This window comes from Candidatus Nitrosarchaeum limnium BG20, assembly GCF_000241145.1.
Classification (GTDB): Archaea; Thermoproteota; Nitrososphaeria; order Nitrososphaerales; family Nitrosopumilaceae; genus Nitrosarchaeum; species Nitrosarchaeum limnae.
Window position 1 is genome coordinate 1 of record NZ_AHJG01000285.1, and the last position, 15,099, is coordinate 15,099.

Below are 15,099 nucleotides of genomic sequence, written 5' to 3' on the forward strand. Positions count from 1 at the left end.
GCTGAACTTGAAATTCACAGAGAAAATTTTGAAGAAAAACAACTAAAAAAATTAAATGAATATCAAGAAAAATTAAAAGAAATTAAGGCCAAATTACAAGCTAAAATGGAAAAAAATATTTTTGATGATAAACTTTCTCAAAAATCTAAAATAATTGAAGAAAAACTAACTAAGAGCTCAGAAGAAATTCAACTCAAACTTGCAGCAAAGGCTGACAAATTAGATCTAAGGACTAGAAATATCCTTGATAGCATAAATGATGGGGACTATATGGGAGAGAAAATCACATCTGATAATTATTCTGAAACTTATGAACTTGTATTTGATTCTGTAGATGCCTCTTTGATAAATGATAATTCGAAAATATCCTCATTAATTGGAAAAATGACTTTTACTACATATGATAAAAGTTCAACTGATCTTAAATTAGAATTAAATGAATGTCAAATCACTATTGATAAAATTATTTTTAATTGTGGATTTGGTAAAGCTAGATCTGTTTCTTCTGGTACAACTGAAATCAAAGATTCTTTAGTAATTCTAGCGTTTTTAGAAGATAATGCATTAGAAGAAGTTCATACCACCCTGAAAATTTTTCTAAATTCTGATACGCCTATTAATGAAATCGAGCAATCAAAGGTCTCAATTCTTGAACCACAAAGTAAAATTTCTGGTTTATGGTTTCTTAATGGTACTGCAACTCTAAGCAAAATAACACCTACTTTGGAAAATATTTCTTCTGATGACAAATGATTAGAAATAATAGTTTTCTTTTTGTGGTCTTTATCTTATTTTCAATTTTTTTAATTTATCAATTTGATAATTACTCTTTTGCAGATACCGGTATGATCTCCGTTGATTCTCATAATGTAAAATATGATGTCAGTAATGGTAAGATTGAATCTATTTTCCTAGACCCAGATTTCTTTGAATTACTTGTAACAATGAATACTAGCGCTGATGGAGTAGTAAAAATTACAATTCCTAGAGATCTTTTGGACGCAAAATTTGAATTAACCGATGACATGTTTTTTGTTTTAGTAGATGGATTTGAAACTGAATATGTTGAATCAGAATCTAATGCAAATTCTAGAACCTTGATGATTCCGTATTTTAACGGAGATTCCACAATTGAAATTATTGGAACAAATGTCTCTAACCCATTTATTCCGCAAATTGATGTAAAAATTCCAGACTGGATAAAAAATACTGCTGGTTGGTGGTCAAATGATCAAATAAAAGATATCGAGTTTGTATCTGCAATTCAATATTTGATAAAAGAAGAAATAATGACAATCCCGCCTACTTCCTCAGGAATATCTTCTACTGAAGGTATTCCTAATTGGATAAAAAATACTGCTGGTTGGTGGGCAGATGGATTGATAGAAGATATCGAGTTTGTATCTGGAATTCAATATTTAATTACAAATGGAATTATGCACATATAATTTGGATTTAACTATCGTCTAAATTATGCATAGATTTTAAATCCTTTTTAAAATATTCTAAACTTTCTGGAATTGTTATTTTAATTGAATCTTTTAATGATAGATTTTGTGCCTTTTTTTCATTCCATACTTTAGAATTAAATTCTGTTATCTCTTTTGTAATTTTATTATTATTTTCAATTGATTCTGATGTAACTTGTTTTTGTTTGTGTATGCTTTCTGATGAATACAATGTTTTCCAAAGATGTTCAGTAATAAATGGAGTAATCGGTGCTAATAATTTTAAAATCGTTGACAATGTTTTATGTAATGTGTATATTGCACCGTCTCTTTCTTCATCTGAAAATCCAATACCGTATGCTCTAGCTTTTACCATTTCAATATAATGTGCAGCAAAAATGTTCCAAGTAAATTCTCTAATCGCAATCGCAGGAATAAAGAAATTGTATTCGTCATATCCTTTTTTACATTCTTTGATTAAGTTATCCAATTCAGCTAGTATCCATTTATCCGTCTCTGTAGGAATTCCTGACTCAATTACTGGGAAGCTAGATAGAAATCTAGATACATTCCATAACTTACTGAGGAATTTTTTTGTTGATTCAATTTTTTGTTCGTTACATCTAAAATCATACCCGTGATTAATTTCACTTGCACTCCAAAATCTAAAAGTATCAGCTCCAAACTGTTCAATAACTGGTAAAGGATCAATTGCATTTCCTTTACTTTTACTCATCTTCATTCCTTTCTCATCAAGACCATACCCCATAACCCATGCCTCTGACCATGGCTTTTTTCCAGTAAGTTGCTCACATCTCAGAAGTGTATAGTATAGCCAAGTTCTTACAATATCTTTTGCTTGAGGACGAATCGATGTAGGATACACTTTGTTGAAAAATTCTTGATCTTTGTTGTATTTGCTAACAAAAAGCGGTGATACACTAGAATCCATCCAAGTATCAAAAGTTCTTTCTTCTCCTACAAATTCAGTTCCTTTACATTTAGAACAATTATTGATGGGGCATTTTTCAAGCCATGGTTTGTAGTATTTTCCAGGCTCTGGAACATGAGGTTCAGAACAACTTTTGCAGTACCAAATAGGAATTTCAGTTCCATAGTATCTTCTTCGTGATATTGGCCAATCAATATTGATAGATTCCAGCCAATTCATCAAAATTTGTTTGTGCATAGCAGGATAAAACGTAATTTCTTGTCCTAATTTTTTCATCTTTTCAATTGCTTCTTTTTGTTTTAGATAGTATTCTTCCATTGGAATTATCTCAATTGGATTTTTACTTCGTTCAGATACTGGAGTTCTATGAATAATATCCTCTATTTTTTCTACAAATCCATTTTTTTCTAAATCTTCAATAATTTTTGTTCTGGCTTGTTTTGGTTTTAATCCAACATATTCTCCAGCTGCTTCTGTCATCTTTCCATCCAATCCTATTGCAACAATTTCTTTTAATTCCAATTCTCTAAATAATGCAACATCGTTTTGATCACCATAACTACAGACCATAACTGCACCAGAACCAAATTCTTGACGAGCTGAATGATGTGTTCTAAGTTCAACTTCTACATTAGTTATTGGAACAATCACTTTTTTTCCAACATAATTTGTGTATCTTTCATCTTCTGGATTTACAATTATGGTTTTACATGCGCAAAGAAGTTCTGGTCTTGTACTTGCAATGATTATTTCTTTATCTGTATCTTTAATTTGGAATTTCATATAAACTAGTTTAGTCGGTAAATCTTCATATGTAATTTCTGCATCTGCAATAGTAGTACCTGAAACCCAATCATAGTTATTTGGTCTGTTTGCAAGATAGACTTGTCCTTTTTTCCAAAGATCAATAAATGTAGATTGTGTTAATGTTCTATATTCTTCAGAATCTGTTCTATAGTAATTTGTAAAATCTCCACTAATTCCTAAACTTTTCATAATCAATATCATCTCAGCTTCTAAATCATCCAATGCTGTTCTACATAATTTTAGAAATTCACCTCTTTCAGTCTCACGCATTCTGATATTGTGTTTTTTTTCTGTGTAGATTTCTACAGGAAGACCGTTTCTGTCAATTCCTATTGGAAAATACACATTTTTTCCAGCCATCCTTGCAGTGCGTGCTATCATGTCTATTTGAGAATAGTGTGCTGCTGCACCTATGTGCCATGGTCTGCCAGATGGATAAGGTGGAGGTGTATCTATTGTGAAATTATCATTCTTTGGAGTAAATTCATAAATTTTTTCATTAACCCATTGTTTTAGAATTTCTTTTTCTAATTCTGGGTTCCAAGCTTTTTCTGCAATTTTTGGTTCCATTTCTTAACTATCTTGAAATATTTGAAATAATATGAGATCCTTTGTTATATCCTTCATAAATGTAAACGCCTACAGCTTCTACATTTTGAGGTAATTTTGGAGCAAGTAGTTTGATTATTTCACTTGAAAGATTTTCTACAGTAGCTTCTCCTTCTAATAGATACGCTGTATTTTTTGGAACTTGGATATCAAACATTCCTTTAGGACCATCAAATTTAATTTGATAATGAGAGTCATCTTCATTTTTCATGTATTTTCTATTAATGAAAAATTTATGATCAAATTCTGTGATAACATCTTTTATGATTTTTTTTGCTATTCCAAAGTCTACTAACAAGTTATCTTTCATTTGTCCTACAAGCTCTACCATTACTGATGATGTATGTCCGTGTAAGATAGAGCATTTTTCAACCAGTGGTAAGATATGTGCATAATCAAATGAAAATGATGCATCTTCTAAAAATATGGATCCTGTTTGTGGGTCTTGTCGTAAAATACAATGTCTTGCAGTTCTTTAATTTGTGCGACATATTTTGCATGACCTATTGCCATCACTTTTTCGTCAGGAAAGTCTTCTTTGATTCTCTTGTATTTTGTTATGTCATCATCATTGTCAATTACTTCAATGAGGCCTTTTTCTGTTTTAAAATCAACTGTAATCACTTTGCCATTTTTTAATGTAATTTTGTGATTGTACTGATATTCTTGGTCTAGAAATGAAAGCATCTGAGCTACTGTTAACTCTGTTCTGGTTTTGAGTAGATTTCCTTTTTTATCGATATATCTAAAATCTGAATCTAGAATTGTGGGACTTGTAGCCATGTGAAGTGATCTGATTTTGGATATAATATAAATTCTGTATCAAATATGACTGAAATTCTATACTAATGAATTTAGAATTTTAGCAAGATTGACATCATTTTTTGTAATGCCTCCTGCATCATGAGTTGTCAATTCTATAGTAATTTTGTTGTATACGTTAAACCACTCTGGATGATGATTCATCTTTTCAATCTCCATTGCAGCTCTGGTCATAAATCCAAATGCTTGGTTAAAGCTCTCAAACTGAAATTCTTTGTGTAGTTTTTCATTCACAATCTTCCAGCCAGGCAAATTTTTCAATTCTTCTTCAATATCTGCTTGTGATAATCGCATCATACTATTTCCGATATAATGTTAAATTAAAAGATTGATTCATTACCCTTTATTGGAAATTATAAGTAATATGGATGAAATGTATGAGAAATTACTAGAAAACATCAAAAATTCAATTTCTGAAACTGTAAAAGAAAAGAAAATTGGAATTGCTTTTTCAGGTGGTGTTGATAGCACATTAGTCTCAACAATTTGTTCAGTTATGAGTTATGATATTACACTATTAACAATTGGATTTGCTGAATCACATGATATTTTGTTTGCAAAAGAAGTTAATGCATTTCTCAAATACCCTCATCATATTTTAGAAATTGATCCAGAAACTTTTCCTCAAATTTCTTCAAAGGTTAACCAAACAATAAACACTGAAAATTTATCATGGAATGAAAATTGTATTGCATTTTATTATGTATCCAAATTAGCAAACAGTCTAAACCTTGACACTGTGGTTACTGCTAATGGTATAGATGAATTATTTTGTGGATATAATGCATATCGAGAAGCATTTTCTGGAGGAGAGTCACAAATTACTAAAGTGATGGATGCTAAACTAGACAATGAACTCAAAATGATGAAGGCTGTAAATCTTGTCGCATCTGAATTCAAAGTAAAGATAGTTCAGCCTCTTTTATCGTCACAATTCATAGAATACGCAAAAACTATTCCTCTCTCTGAAAAAATTCATGATTCTGAGGATCTGTATCGTAAACACATTATTAGAAAATTAGCAAGTACTGTAGGAGTTCCTGAAATTTCTTACACAAAAAGAAAAAAAGCATTACAATATGGTTCTAAAATTCATAAGGCATTACTAAAAACAAGATGATTATAACTAATCTAAGTTAGATTAACTAATCTATGATATTGTAATATCAAATAAATCTAGCAACTGTTTTTTGGACAGATTTTTTTACATTATTAATAATTACAGGTGATGCGCCAAGATGCTTCTCTGGTGAAAATATTGAATCAATCTCTTTGTCTGTAAGATTTGAAGTAAATGCTTTATCGTTTTTAATTGCATCAATGTACTGAATTCCCTTGTCGTTTGCCTCAAATGCAACTCTTTGAACATCTTTGTATGCAACAAATCGTGGAATTCCCTTCTTGATTAGTGCCTCTAGCACAAATTCTGCAAATATCTGCCCCTTTGTGATATAAAGATTTTCTACAATTCTTTTCTCATTTACAATCAGGTTTGAAATTATTTTGATCATGGTTTCTAGCATTTCATCCACAAGGATAGCTGCTGTAGGAAGCACAAACCGCTCATTTGCTGAATTTGATAGATCACGTTCATGCCATAACGGAATATTCTCAAAAGTTATCGCCACTTGACTACGTAATATTTTTGATAAAGAAGTAACTCTTTCACTTTTGATAGGATTTCTCTTTACTGGGACTGCACTGCTTCCCATCTGACCCTTCTTGAATTGCTCTGCAACTTCTCCAATTTCAGTTCTTTGTAAATTTCTAATCTCAACTGCAATTTTTTCTAGAGTTGCACCAATCAATGCTAATTCAAAGACATATTCTGCATATCTTTCTCTGGGAATTATTTGTGTGGTCACTTCTGCTGGAAAAAGATTTAATTTTTTTGCAACTCGTTTCTGAACTTCAAGTGATTTTGCACCCATTAACGAACCTGTTCCAACAACACCGAGTGTTTTACAAATTAAAACACGTTTTTTCATCTCTTCAATTCTTTCTATGTGTTTTGCCATCTCTGCTGCCCAGTTTGCAAATTTTAATCCAAATGATATTATGCTTGCATGCTGTCCATGTGTTCTTCCAACTGCTGGAATCTTTCCATGTTGAATTGCCCTCTTTGATAAGATTGATGCCATTTTTGCAACTTTGGGTTCAATAATTTTTAGTGCATCCCTCATTTGCATAGAATTACTTGTATCTACCAAATCATTACTTGTTAATCCAAAATGAATCCATGGCCTGGCATCTTTAGTACATTTTTCACTTAGTGATTCAACTAAAGCAGCAGTATCGTGATCGCTTTTTGATTCTAATTCTTTGATTCTTTTAGCATTAATTTTTCCTGATATTGCAGCATTGTAAATTTTCTTACCTACAGTTTTTGGAATAATTCCTATTTCGCTTTGTGATAATGCGGCTGCGCCTTCAATTTCTAATTGATAATCAATTTTTTTTTGCTCACTAAAAATAGCCATCATCTCTTTAGTACCATAACGCCCACCATCAATTGGTAAAATTGCCACTGTTTACTATCTTAAAACATCGAAAATAAATCTACTTCTTTACCCAGTTTATGCATCTGATACTATGTTTCTACTAGTTTTAGGCTCAAATAATTGAAAATAACTCTTTTTTTGGTTTATAGTTTAGAATCTGCTTCATACTCTATTTTCATGATTTTTTAAATTATTCAATAAGGACATCGTGTGACTTAAAAAAATAAAAAATTTTTGAAAAGAAAAAAGTTTAGATTTTCGGCATTATGCTTAGTCTGGATTTTGTAGAAACTATAACTATTGATATGATTGCTATTGCAAGAATCATTACAGCTATAGAACCAAATTCAGGAACAATTTGTGCAATACTGTCCATCTTTACAAGTATGTCATCTACTTTTTGTTCTACTTCTGAAACTGGAGCATCATTTTTTATCATGTCTCTTAGTTCTATTCTCATCATAGTTTCCATTTCCTCAACTAGTTCTTTATGTCCTGCTTCTTTTAGAGGAGATTCCAAATACTCAAAGTTATCTAAATATGCTTTTGTTGCAAGACTTGTCGCTGTGTCTTTGTCTCCTTCAGCATATTTTACTTTAACTTGATTCAAGAACTCTTCAATGTTTTCAACATATGTTAAAAGTTCTGTCTCTTCATGTTCCTCTCCTACTGCCTCACCAATTTCATGGATGATCCCATCTGCAAAGGTTTCCACATGTTCCGCATCTGATCTTTTATCATATGCATCCCACAAATCAGAATAAAATTCCTCAGCCTCTTCTACTTCGTGTTCTGGAAGATCAGATTTTATTTCATCAAAGATTTGTTGTGATCTCCATACAAATGCAGAACCATCTTGGAATTCGGCCATCATTGATATCTCACCGTTATTTACTCCTTCTTCATATTCTGCAATAGATGTTTTCAGCAGTTCTTGAATTAGTTTAGCTTTGAATGTAGTATCTTCACTAAGTTCTTGTCCTACAACTAAGAGTCTTGCTTCTTTGATTATTTCTTTTGCATCATCAATTGCTTTTTGAGCATCTTGTCTTGTAACATCAGAACCTGTTTTTTTACCTAAATCCATGAGTGTCTTTTCGACTTTGGCATCAAATTCTGGATTTGCTTCTTTTAGTTCTGGCTTCATAGATGAATACAGTTCTGCAATTGGATGAGTTGCGTGAACTAGTGCAAGTTCTGCATTGTTATCATCTAAATTCTTCTCAATTGCCCAAAAATGCCCCAAAGTTTCTTCAAGTGATCCTGCAAATGTTAGTTTTTCATCATAAGCAGAGTCTGCAAGAGCAAATTGAGATGTCAGAATTGTGATTAATGTTAGTCCAATGACTATAGAAGTTATTGTTTTTATCATTATCATCACAAAAAGTAAAGTGAATATAAGACCTACAAAGATTCCAGAATGTTATTCTAACATATTGGAATACAAAATATCTCTTAGCTTGATTTTGTATTTTTGTTTTCGAGGCTTTGTTCTAAGTCTATATTTGCAGCAAGGACAAAATGAATCGTCCCATTTTATGAAAATATCACATATCTGGCATCTTTTTTGACCATTTCCATATCTTGATGCAGTTCCATTCTTCTTGGCCCTGAATTTCTTGCAGATTCCCTTACACAACATAATACATCATAATGTATCATCATGACTGTGAGTCTGGACACATTCTATATGAGTACAGCAATTACATACAGTAGATATCACTAAATTACATCTATTGCATTTTTCCAATTCGTTTGTACTGCAACCGCAAATTCTGCAAAGTTGTTCCTTCATTTTTCAAAAACACACACAGCATGAATATTCCAGTCATTTATTATCCGATAAAATCGTAAGAATTGGCATTGCATCCCATTGATACAGAGTATATTCTAAAATGCCGGAGCAGACTTTATCATATTTGGCATAAAACTCGTTTGCCTCTTGCTCCGTTCCTTCAAACACTGCCATGCCAGTTGCATTGTCATTAAATGCACCTGACCACATTATTTTTCCTGTTGATTGCCACTCATCTATTATTTCTTGTATTTGTGGAGTAATTCTTGATACATCATCTGGATTTGTATTATCTTTAAAAACACTAATCAAAACCCAAGGTTTACTTTGGACTAGTTGCTGACTCATAATAAGAATAGTTTGATTTTCTTATTAAAAATACAGAATACTTCATGATCATATTACAAATACTTAGAACACAGTAGTATTTTTTACTCAATCTATTATCATATAATATCCGCATATAATGTTCCTCAACTATAATAGATTCAATCTCATTATTACAATTGGTCATCACATGTGTTCATCTAACGCAAGTCCTTTACATGTCTTCATTGACCAACATGGAATCATTGGTAAAACACAATGCATTAACCAAAATAGTAAGCTAATTCTTGAACAAAGGAAAATTACTATTGACATTACCACATCGTCTGTCATTTGTTTTGCCAATATTCCTTGTTTTTGTTAAAATCAGTTATTTTCTTAATTTGTGATAACAAAATCTACTTATGATTTAAATTGGCTTGAGGCAAAATTTTACCAATACACATGTCTACTATGACTCCTAAAAAAATTGGAGAAAATCAATACCTTATTGAAGCTGACTCTCATCTTGGTATGAAAGTTCCAGTAAAGATCTACGCTGATGATGCATTACTGCAGAAAATGCTTCAAGATAGGACTATTATGCAGGCAAAAAATGTTGCAACCATACCTGGAATTGTAGGTCATAGTGTTGTATTGCCTGATGGCCATGAGGGATATGGATTTCCAGTTGGAGGTGTGGCAGCAATGGATGCTGAAGAAGGAATGATTAGTCCAGGAGGTGTTGGATATGATATTAATTGTGGTGTACGATTACTACGTACAAATTTAACTGAAAATGATGTTCGCTTAAAACTCAAAGAACTCGTTACTGATTTATTTAGTTCAATTCCATCTGGAGTTGGTTCAAAAGGAGCAGTGAAATTAAGTCATTCACAACTTGATGAAGTTCTTGTAAGAGGGGTAAATTGGGCAATTGATAATGGATATGGTTCATCTGATGATGCAAATGTTTGTGAAGAAAATGGACAAATAAAAAATGCTGATCCAAACAAAGTTTCAGACAAAGCACGAAAACGAGGAGCCCCACAGCTAGGAAGTCTTGGTTCAGGAAATCATTTTCTTGAAGTGCAAAAGGTATCCGAAATTCATGATGAGGAAGCAGCAAATAGAATGGGGATCAAAGAGGGAACCATTACAATTTTAATTCATTGCGGCTCTCGTGGTTTTGGCCATCAGGTCTGCAGTGATTATTTGAGAGTCTCTGAACAATCTATGGAAAAATACAATATTCATTTAGCCGATAGAGAACTTGCATGTGTTCCAAACACATCTGAAGAGGGGGAATCATATAGAAAAGCAATGTTTGCAGCATTGAATTTTGCTTGGAGCAACAGACAGATGATTACCCATTGGACTAGGAAATCTTTTGAGCGAGTTTTCAATCAAACTGAATCTGATCTTGATATGAATCTAGTTTATGATGTTGCACATAATATTGCTAAAGTTGAAAAACATAAAGTTGAAGGAAAAGAAAGAAAACTAGTGGTTCATAGAAAAGGTGCTACACGGGCGTTTCCCTCAAATCGAGAAGAAGTTCCATTAAAGTACAGAGATCTTGGACAGCCTGTCTTAATTCCAGGTTCCATGGGGACTTCAAGCTGGATCTTACTTGGACAACCAAACTCTATGGATTTGAGTTTTGGTTCTACTGCACATGGTGCAGGAAGAACAATGTCTAGATCAAAAGCAAGAAGAGATTACACGGAAGACAATGTTCGAAAATCTCTTAGTGACAAGGGCATATTTATCAAGGCATTAACACGTGATGGAGTTGTGGAAGAAACCCCACAGGCCTACAAGGATGTAGATGCTGTTGTTAATGTATCTCATAATCTAGGAATAGCCACTAAAGTAGCAAAATTGGTGCCTATAGGTGTGATTAAAGGTTGAGTGACGAAGATTCTGAACTTGAAAGATTAAAGGCTAAAAGACTTGCAGAAATGCAACAAAATATTTCATCTAGAAAAGAAATTGAAAAACCAACAAACAATTTATCGCCAAAGCATACAAAACAACCTAGAGATGTTGTTGTTGAACGTCTCGGATATAGAGGTCTAGAAGTTTTACAAAATGCAGAATCACAGTTTCCAAACGACACAAAAATGGTTATCGAAAAATTAGCTGAGTTAATTACCTCTGGAGAAATTTCTGAAATTCTTGATGGTGGAAAGTTACTGGCATTATTTAGATCAATTGGTCTTTACATCAGAATGGAAACTAAGATAAATGTTGAACAAGATGGTAAGTTTGTTTCCTTATCTGATAAATTGAGTAGCGCTTCATCTGATAAAGGAGAAGATTAATGAATACTATTTTTGAAGTTAGTTCAAAAAATTACAGCGATGATTTACTTCTGATAAAAAAATCTCTATCTCATATGGAAACTCTTGTTGGTTGTTACAATGGATACGAAGTCAGTGAACCGTCATCAAAATTTGGATGGACTTTCTTTCAATTGTCCATTAAACCAAAATTACAAAATGGGATAGAAGAAAAATTTGCAGACATGTTAATCAAATATAGATTGAATACACCTTCCCAAAAATTTACTAAATTCATGACTGATTATTTTCAATCTAAGGGTTGTGATGTTCGAATTAAAATGATTGACTAGACTCTTCTTCCTCTTTTTCCACCCTTCTTTCTGGTGGTGTCATGAGGAATTGGTGTAACATCATCTATTCTTCCAATTTTAAATCCGCCTCTTGCTAAAGCTCTGATTGCAGCTTGTGCACCTGGGCCTGGTACTCTAGAACCTACTCCTCCAACAGCTCGTACTCTAATATGGAATCCTGTGAATCCTTTGGTATGTGCCACTTCTACAACTGCATTTGCAGCTTTCATAGCAGCAAATGGTGATGATTCATATCTATCTGCATTAACATGAACTCCTCCTGAACTAATAGAGACAGTTTCTCCGCCTGTAAGATCTGTCATGTGAATAATTGTATTATTGTAACTGCTGTAAATATGGGCAATTCCCCATTTTTCAGGACCTTCTGTTTTAGTCTCTGGTCTGGATTTTGTTTGAACCTCTTCCTGTTCTTCCTCTTCAACTGGGGATTCTACTTCAATCTCAGCTTCAATTTCTGACAATGTCTAATCACATCGTAAAGGGTTTAAAAAACATTCATTTTTTGATTTTGCCTTATTTTAGGCACATGTCATTATTCAAATACTATAATCTAGTATTTTTTGTATGACGTCGATTATTTGGTTTGCAATGGGCATAGTAGTTGCTTCTGCTCTGTTAGGTTCATTGGTTTTAGGATTTCTTACTCCTCCAATTTCTTCAGTAATTACATTACAAGAAAAATGTGAAAAGATTGCCAAGGAAGGATTCCAAATACATGCTTCATACCCTGATCTTCAACTAGATCAGCTACCCACAGGTGATATGAACAGATTGATGTATCTTGATGAAATGTGGATTAAAGACTGTGTTTCTGGTTTGTCTGCAGAATCTATTTTTAATATTGTTCAAAAAGTAGAACATGATTTTTACACTGGCCAGTAATCTATTTTCTAAAATGCTTCCAACCTAAATCCTTCAAAGGGATATCTTTTTCATCCGTTTCTAAAAAAACTCCTCTACCTTTAGTTACATGTCCGATCTCAATTATTGGTGTATTAAGTTGCAATGCATTTTTTTTAATGATTGCTTTGTATTTTTTTGATACAGTGAACACGAATTCATATTCTTCACCTCCGTGAAATACTAATTCATTTAGATTCATCTTGTTTAATTTAACAAATTCTATCATATCTTTACCTGTTGGGATGTTATTAATTACAAATTTGCATTTACTTTGGTTTGCCATTTCATTTAATGTTGTAGATAGGCCATCACTGGAATCCATAGATGAGGAAAGATATCTTCTATTTATTACCCCAAAATCTAATTTTGGCCTTGGATTTACAAAAGATTTGATTATCTTTTTAACAAATTGATTACTCTTTTTATTTTTCTCTAGCATCTTTAGCCCAGATGCGGTATATCCAAAAGGGCCAGTGACAAATATTATGTCTCCTGACTTGGCCCCGTTTCTTTTAACTATCTTATCGGTTGTCCCAAAAAGTGAAACGTTGATTATGATTTCTTTTCCCTCGTTTGTATCACCACCTAATATTTTGATATTGAATTCATCAACTGCACGTTTAATTCCATTTGACATCTCAATGATTTTTTTATGAGAAATTTTTCTTGGTAAAACCAATGAAATAATTCCATACCGTGGTCTTACTCCTTTGGCCGCAAAATCACTAACACATGCTATGATACTTTTTCTTGCAGCATCTCCTACTTTCATTTTTGACGGCATGTCTGTACTCTGAACAAACGTATCCACCTTTGTTACAATATTGTTTTTCCCAATTTTGAATATCTCTACATCTTCTGAAATGAATTTTTTATTTCCTAATTTTTTCTGAAAAATTTCGATTATATCTGATTCATCTAATTTCGTCATAACATTGTTTCACTAATTCTAATGTGTTTTTCATTATTCTATTGCATTTATCTACATTATTTGATTCTGCTGAAACTCTTATGATATCTTCTGTGTTTGATTTTCTGATCAAAACCCAACTATCTTCATCAATTATTCCTTTGATGCCATCTTGAGTGATCATTTCAGAATATTCTTTTGAAAATTTGTTAGAGACTTTTTCTATCACTTTATCATGAAACATAGAATCAACTTCAATTTTTTCTCGTTGTTGAATATAACTTTCCATGAAATTTAATATCTCATTAAATTTTGAGTTTCCTAACATAGAAGATATAAGACCACTTGTTAGAATCCCTTCCCTACAGTAATTAAATTCTGGTAAAATAAATCCACCACTACTTCCTTCGCCACCTGCCTGTGCATCTGTTTTTAACATTAAATCTATCACATTTGCTTCTCCAACTTTTGATCTTTGAACTCTTCCTCCTTTTTCTTTGATAAACTTCTCAACTGAGATGCTTGTATCAATACTTAAAACAAATTGTTTATACCCCAATTCCAAAGCTTTTGCAACTCCTAAACCTAGGGTTACGTCTGGAGTTTGTTTTTTTCCATTTCTAACAACCACCAGCCGATCTCCATCCAAATCAAAAGCAAATCCTATTTCTTTTTTTGAAGTTGCATTAATCAAATCTGATAAACTATCGCTAGTTGGATCAGGACCTCTAGTGCAATTACTCAAATTTTCATTAATTACACTTACTGTGCATCCCAATTGTCTTAACAAAATTGGGGCAAAATCTTTTGCAGCTCCTCCACCAATATCAATAACAATTTTTGGATTACTCTCTATTTTTCCAATTAACTCCTTTGCATCTTCAAGATAAGATGAAGATATTTGTTCTTCAACTCCTATTTTTGATTTTAAACTTTCTTGATTTTCAATTATTCTTGGTAGTTCTTCTTCATTAATTCCTCTTCCATTTATGATGAACTTTATTCCATTCCATTCTATTGGATTGTGAGACGAAGTAATCACCAATCCTGCTCCATATTTTCTTGATTCTCGAAAAACTACCGGAGTTGGAACGGTTTCTAAATTGTATGTATTAATTCCATTTTTCATTAGTGCAGCAGATGCAACCTCTTTGATCATTATTCCTGATGGTCTTGTATCTTTACCTAGAACACACTTTTTAGATTCAATCAATGATGAAAAATTATTACAAAATTGAAGTGTATCTTTTAGATTAAAATCATCTCCAAAAATGCCTCTAATTCCAGAAATTGTTTTCTTCATTTGATCCACCTCGGAAAGGCTTTTTATTAACTCTGATGGCATCACCGAAAAGTGCCTTGGTAGCTCAGCCTGGTAGAGCGAACG

Annotated in this window: 16 protein-coding genes and 1 pseudogene; 7 read left to right on the forward strand and 10 right to left on the reverse strand. The window is 32.5% G+C overall.

The features are described 5' to 3' along the window. A pseudogene (locus BG20_RS12465) lies at positions 1 to 753 on the forward strand (hypothetical protein); the annotation flags it as partial. A gap of 92 nt (positions 754 to 845) precedes the next feature. After that, positions 846 to 1,448 (forward strand): hypothetical protein, encoded by a 603-nt coding sequence (locus BG20_RS09970; RefSeq protein ID WP_238527599.1) that lies wholly within the window; start codon positions 846 to 848, stop codon positions 1,446 to 1,448. A 7-nt stretch (positions 1,449 to 1,455) separates the two neighbouring features. On the opposite strand, the gene BG20_RS09975 is transcribed toward BG20_RS09970, so the two are convergent. The 4 genes from BG20_RS09975 to BG20_RS09985 are packed head-to-tail and all read right to left on the reverse strand — an operon-like array spanning position 1,456 to position 4,935. Continuing rightward, on the reverse strand, positions 1,456 to 3,777 hold the full coding sequence (locus BG20_RS09975) for a valine--tRNA ligase (RefSeq protein ID WP_010194756.1): 2,322 nt from the start codon (positions 3,775 to 3,777) through the stop codon (positions 1,456 to 1,458). Between the two features lie 7 nt (positions 3,778 to 3,784). Further along, positions 3,785 to 4,273: a 6-pyruvoyl trahydropterin synthase family protein gene (locus BG20_RS13485; protein WP_338032808.1), complete on the reverse strand. Its 489-nt coding sequence runs from the start codon at positions 4,271 to 4,273 to the stop codon at positions 3,785 to 3,787. Next, entirely contained in the window at positions 4,234 to 4,599 is a 366-nt protein-coding gene (locus BG20_RS13490; RefSeq protein WP_238527600.1) for a hypothetical protein, read from the reverse strand. Before BG20_RS13490 ends, BG20_RS13485 begins: the two co-directional genes overlap by 40 nt. 57 nt (positions 4,600 to 4,656) lie before the next feature. Continuing rightward, complete coding sequence (locus BG20_RS09985) at positions 4,657 to 4,935, reverse strand: 4a-hydroxytetrahydrobiopterin dehydratase (RefSeq protein WP_007402941.1); 279 nt, start codon at positions 4,933 to 4,935, stop codon at positions 4,657 to 4,659. A gap of 67 nt (positions 4,936 to 5,002) precedes the next feature. Here BG20_RS09985 and BG20_RS09990 point away from each other — a divergent pair, with 67 nt between their 5' ends. Beyond that, positions 5,003 to 5,758 carry an asparagine synthase C-terminal domain-containing protein gene (locus BG20_RS09990; protein WP_010194767.1) on the forward strand — a complete coding sequence of 252 codons (756 nt, stop codon included), beginning with the start codon at positions 5,003 to 5,005 and terminating at the stop codon, positions 5,756 to 5,758. Positions 5,759 to 5,804: 46 nt separating this feature from the next. On the opposite strand, the gene purB is transcribed toward BG20_RS09990, so the two are convergent. The 3 genes from purB to BG20_RS10005 form a co-directional block, all read right to left on the reverse strand. Beyond that, the gene (purB, locus tag BG20_RS09995) at positions 5,805 to 7,166 is read right to left on the reverse strand and encodes an adenylosuccinate lyase (RefSeq protein WP_007402939.1); all 1,362 of its coding nucleotides are present in this window, start codon (positions 7,164 to 7,166) and stop codon (positions 5,805 to 5,807) included. Positions 7,167 to 7,389: 223 nt separating this feature from the next. Then, on the reverse strand, positions 7,390 to 8,511 hold the full coding sequence (locus tag BG20_RS10000) for a PEFG-CTERM sorting domain-containing protein (RefSeq protein ID WP_010194769.1): 1,122 nt from the start codon (positions 8,509 to 8,511) through the stop codon (positions 7,390 to 7,392). A 456-nt stretch (positions 8,512 to 8,967) separates the two neighbouring features. After that, entirely contained in the window at positions 8,968 to 9,282 is a 315-nt protein-coding gene (locus tag BG20_RS10005; protein ID WP_010194771.1) for a hypothetical protein, read from the reverse strand. A 423-nt stretch (positions 9,283 to 9,705) separates the two neighbouring features. Between BG20_RS10005 and BG20_RS10010 the strand changes: the two genes are divergently transcribed. Genes BG20_RS10010 through BG20_RS10020 form a run of 3 tightly spaced genes read left to right on the forward strand, consistent with a single transcriptional unit; the run spans position 9,706 to position 11,878 of the window. Next, a complete protein-coding gene (locus tag BG20_RS10010; protein ID WP_010194773.1) occupies positions 9,706 to 11,154 on the forward strand; it encodes an RtcB family protein in 1,449 nt (482 codons plus the stop codon). After that, positions 11,151 to 11,567 (forward strand): DNA-binding protein, encoded by a 417-nt coding sequence (locus BG20_RS10015; protein ID WP_010194776.1) that lies wholly within the window; start codon positions 11,151 to 11,153, stop codon positions 11,565 to 11,567. Before BG20_RS10010 ends, BG20_RS10015 begins: the two co-directional genes overlap by 4 nt. After that, entirely contained in the window at positions 11,567 to 11,878 is a 312-nt protein-coding gene (locus BG20_RS10020; protein ID WP_010194792.1) for a hypothetical protein, read from the forward strand. The genes BG20_RS10015 and BG20_RS10020 overlap by 1 nt, the downstream gene beginning before the upstream one ends. Here BG20_RS10020 and BG20_RS10025 read toward each other — a convergent pair. Continuing rightward, complete coding sequence (locus tag BG20_RS10025) at positions 11,875 to 12,360, reverse strand: 30S ribosomal protein S11 (RefSeq protein ID WP_007402930.1); 486 nt, start codon at positions 12,358 to 12,360, stop codon at positions 11,875 to 11,877. The two genes, BG20_RS10020 and BG20_RS10025, sit on opposite strands and share 4 nt — an antisense overlap. A gap of 103 nt (positions 12,361 to 12,463) precedes the next feature. Here BG20_RS10025 and BG20_RS10030 point away from each other — a divergent pair, with 103 nt between their 5' ends. Further along, entirely contained in the window at positions 12,464 to 12,781 is a 318-nt protein-coding gene (locus BG20_RS10030) for a hypothetical protein (RefSeq protein WP_048097227.1), read from the forward strand. A gap of 1 nt (position 12,782) precedes the next feature. Here the strand turns inward: BG20_RS10030 and thiL are convergent, their stop codons facing one another. Both thiL and BG20_RS10040 read right to left on the reverse strand, forming a co-directional pair. Continuing rightward, complete coding sequence (gene thiL / locus BG20_RS10035) at positions 12,783 to 13,733, reverse strand: thiamine-phosphate kinase (protein WP_010194801.1); 951 nt, start codon at positions 13,731 to 13,733, stop codon at positions 12,783 to 12,785. Next, the coding region (locus BG20_RS10040; protein WP_238527603.1) for a hypothetical protein at positions 13,717 to 15,099 on the reverse strand (1,383 nt) is incomplete at its 5' end. The genes thiL and BG20_RS10040, both read right to left, overlap by 17 nt.

Bases quoted from the DNA above. Each gene is read 5' to 3' on its own strand.
- BG20_RS10020 (WP_010194792.1), top strand. From the start codon at position 11,567: ATGAATACTATTTTTGAAGTTAGTTCAAAAAATTACAGCGATGATTTA.
- BG20_RS10010 (WP_010194773.1), top strand. From the start codon at position 9,706: ATGTCTACTATGACTCCTAAAAAAATTGGAGAAAATCAATACCTTATT.
- BG20_RS09975 (WP_010194756.1), bottom strand. From the start codon at position 3,777: ATGGAACCAAAAATTGCAGAAAAAGCTTGGAACCCAGAATTAGAAAAA.
- BG20_RS10005 (WP_010194771.1), bottom strand. From the start codon at position 9,282: ATGAGTCAGCAACTAGTCCAAAGTAAACCTTGGGTTTTGATTAGTGTT.
- BG20_RS09990 (WP_010194767.1), top strand. From the start codon at position 5,003: ATGGATGAAATGTATGAGAAATTACTAGAAAACATCAAAAATTCAATT.
- BG20_RS09985 (WP_007402941.1), bottom strand. From the start codon at position 4,935: ATGATGCGATTATCACAAGCAGATATTGAAGAAGAATTGAAAAATTTG.
- BG20_RS10000 (WP_010194769.1), bottom strand. From the start codon at position 8,511: ATGATAAAAACAATAACTTCTATAGTCATTGGACTAACATTAATCACA.
- thiL (WP_010194801.1), bottom strand. From the start codon at position 13,733: ATGACGAAATTAGATGAATCAGATATAATCGAAATTTTTCAGAAAAAA.
- BG20_RS13490 (WP_238527600.1), bottom strand. From the start codon at position 4,599: ATGGCTACAAGTCCCACAATTCTAGATTCAGATTTTAGATATATCGAT.
- BG20_RS10030 (WP_048097227.1), top strand. From the start codon at position 12,464: ATGACGTCGATTATTTGGTTTGCAATGGGCATAGTAGTTGCTTCTGCT.
- BG20_RS09970 (WP_238527599.1), top strand. From the start codon at position 846: ATGATCTCCGTTGATTCTCATAATGTAAAATATGATGTCAGTAATGGT.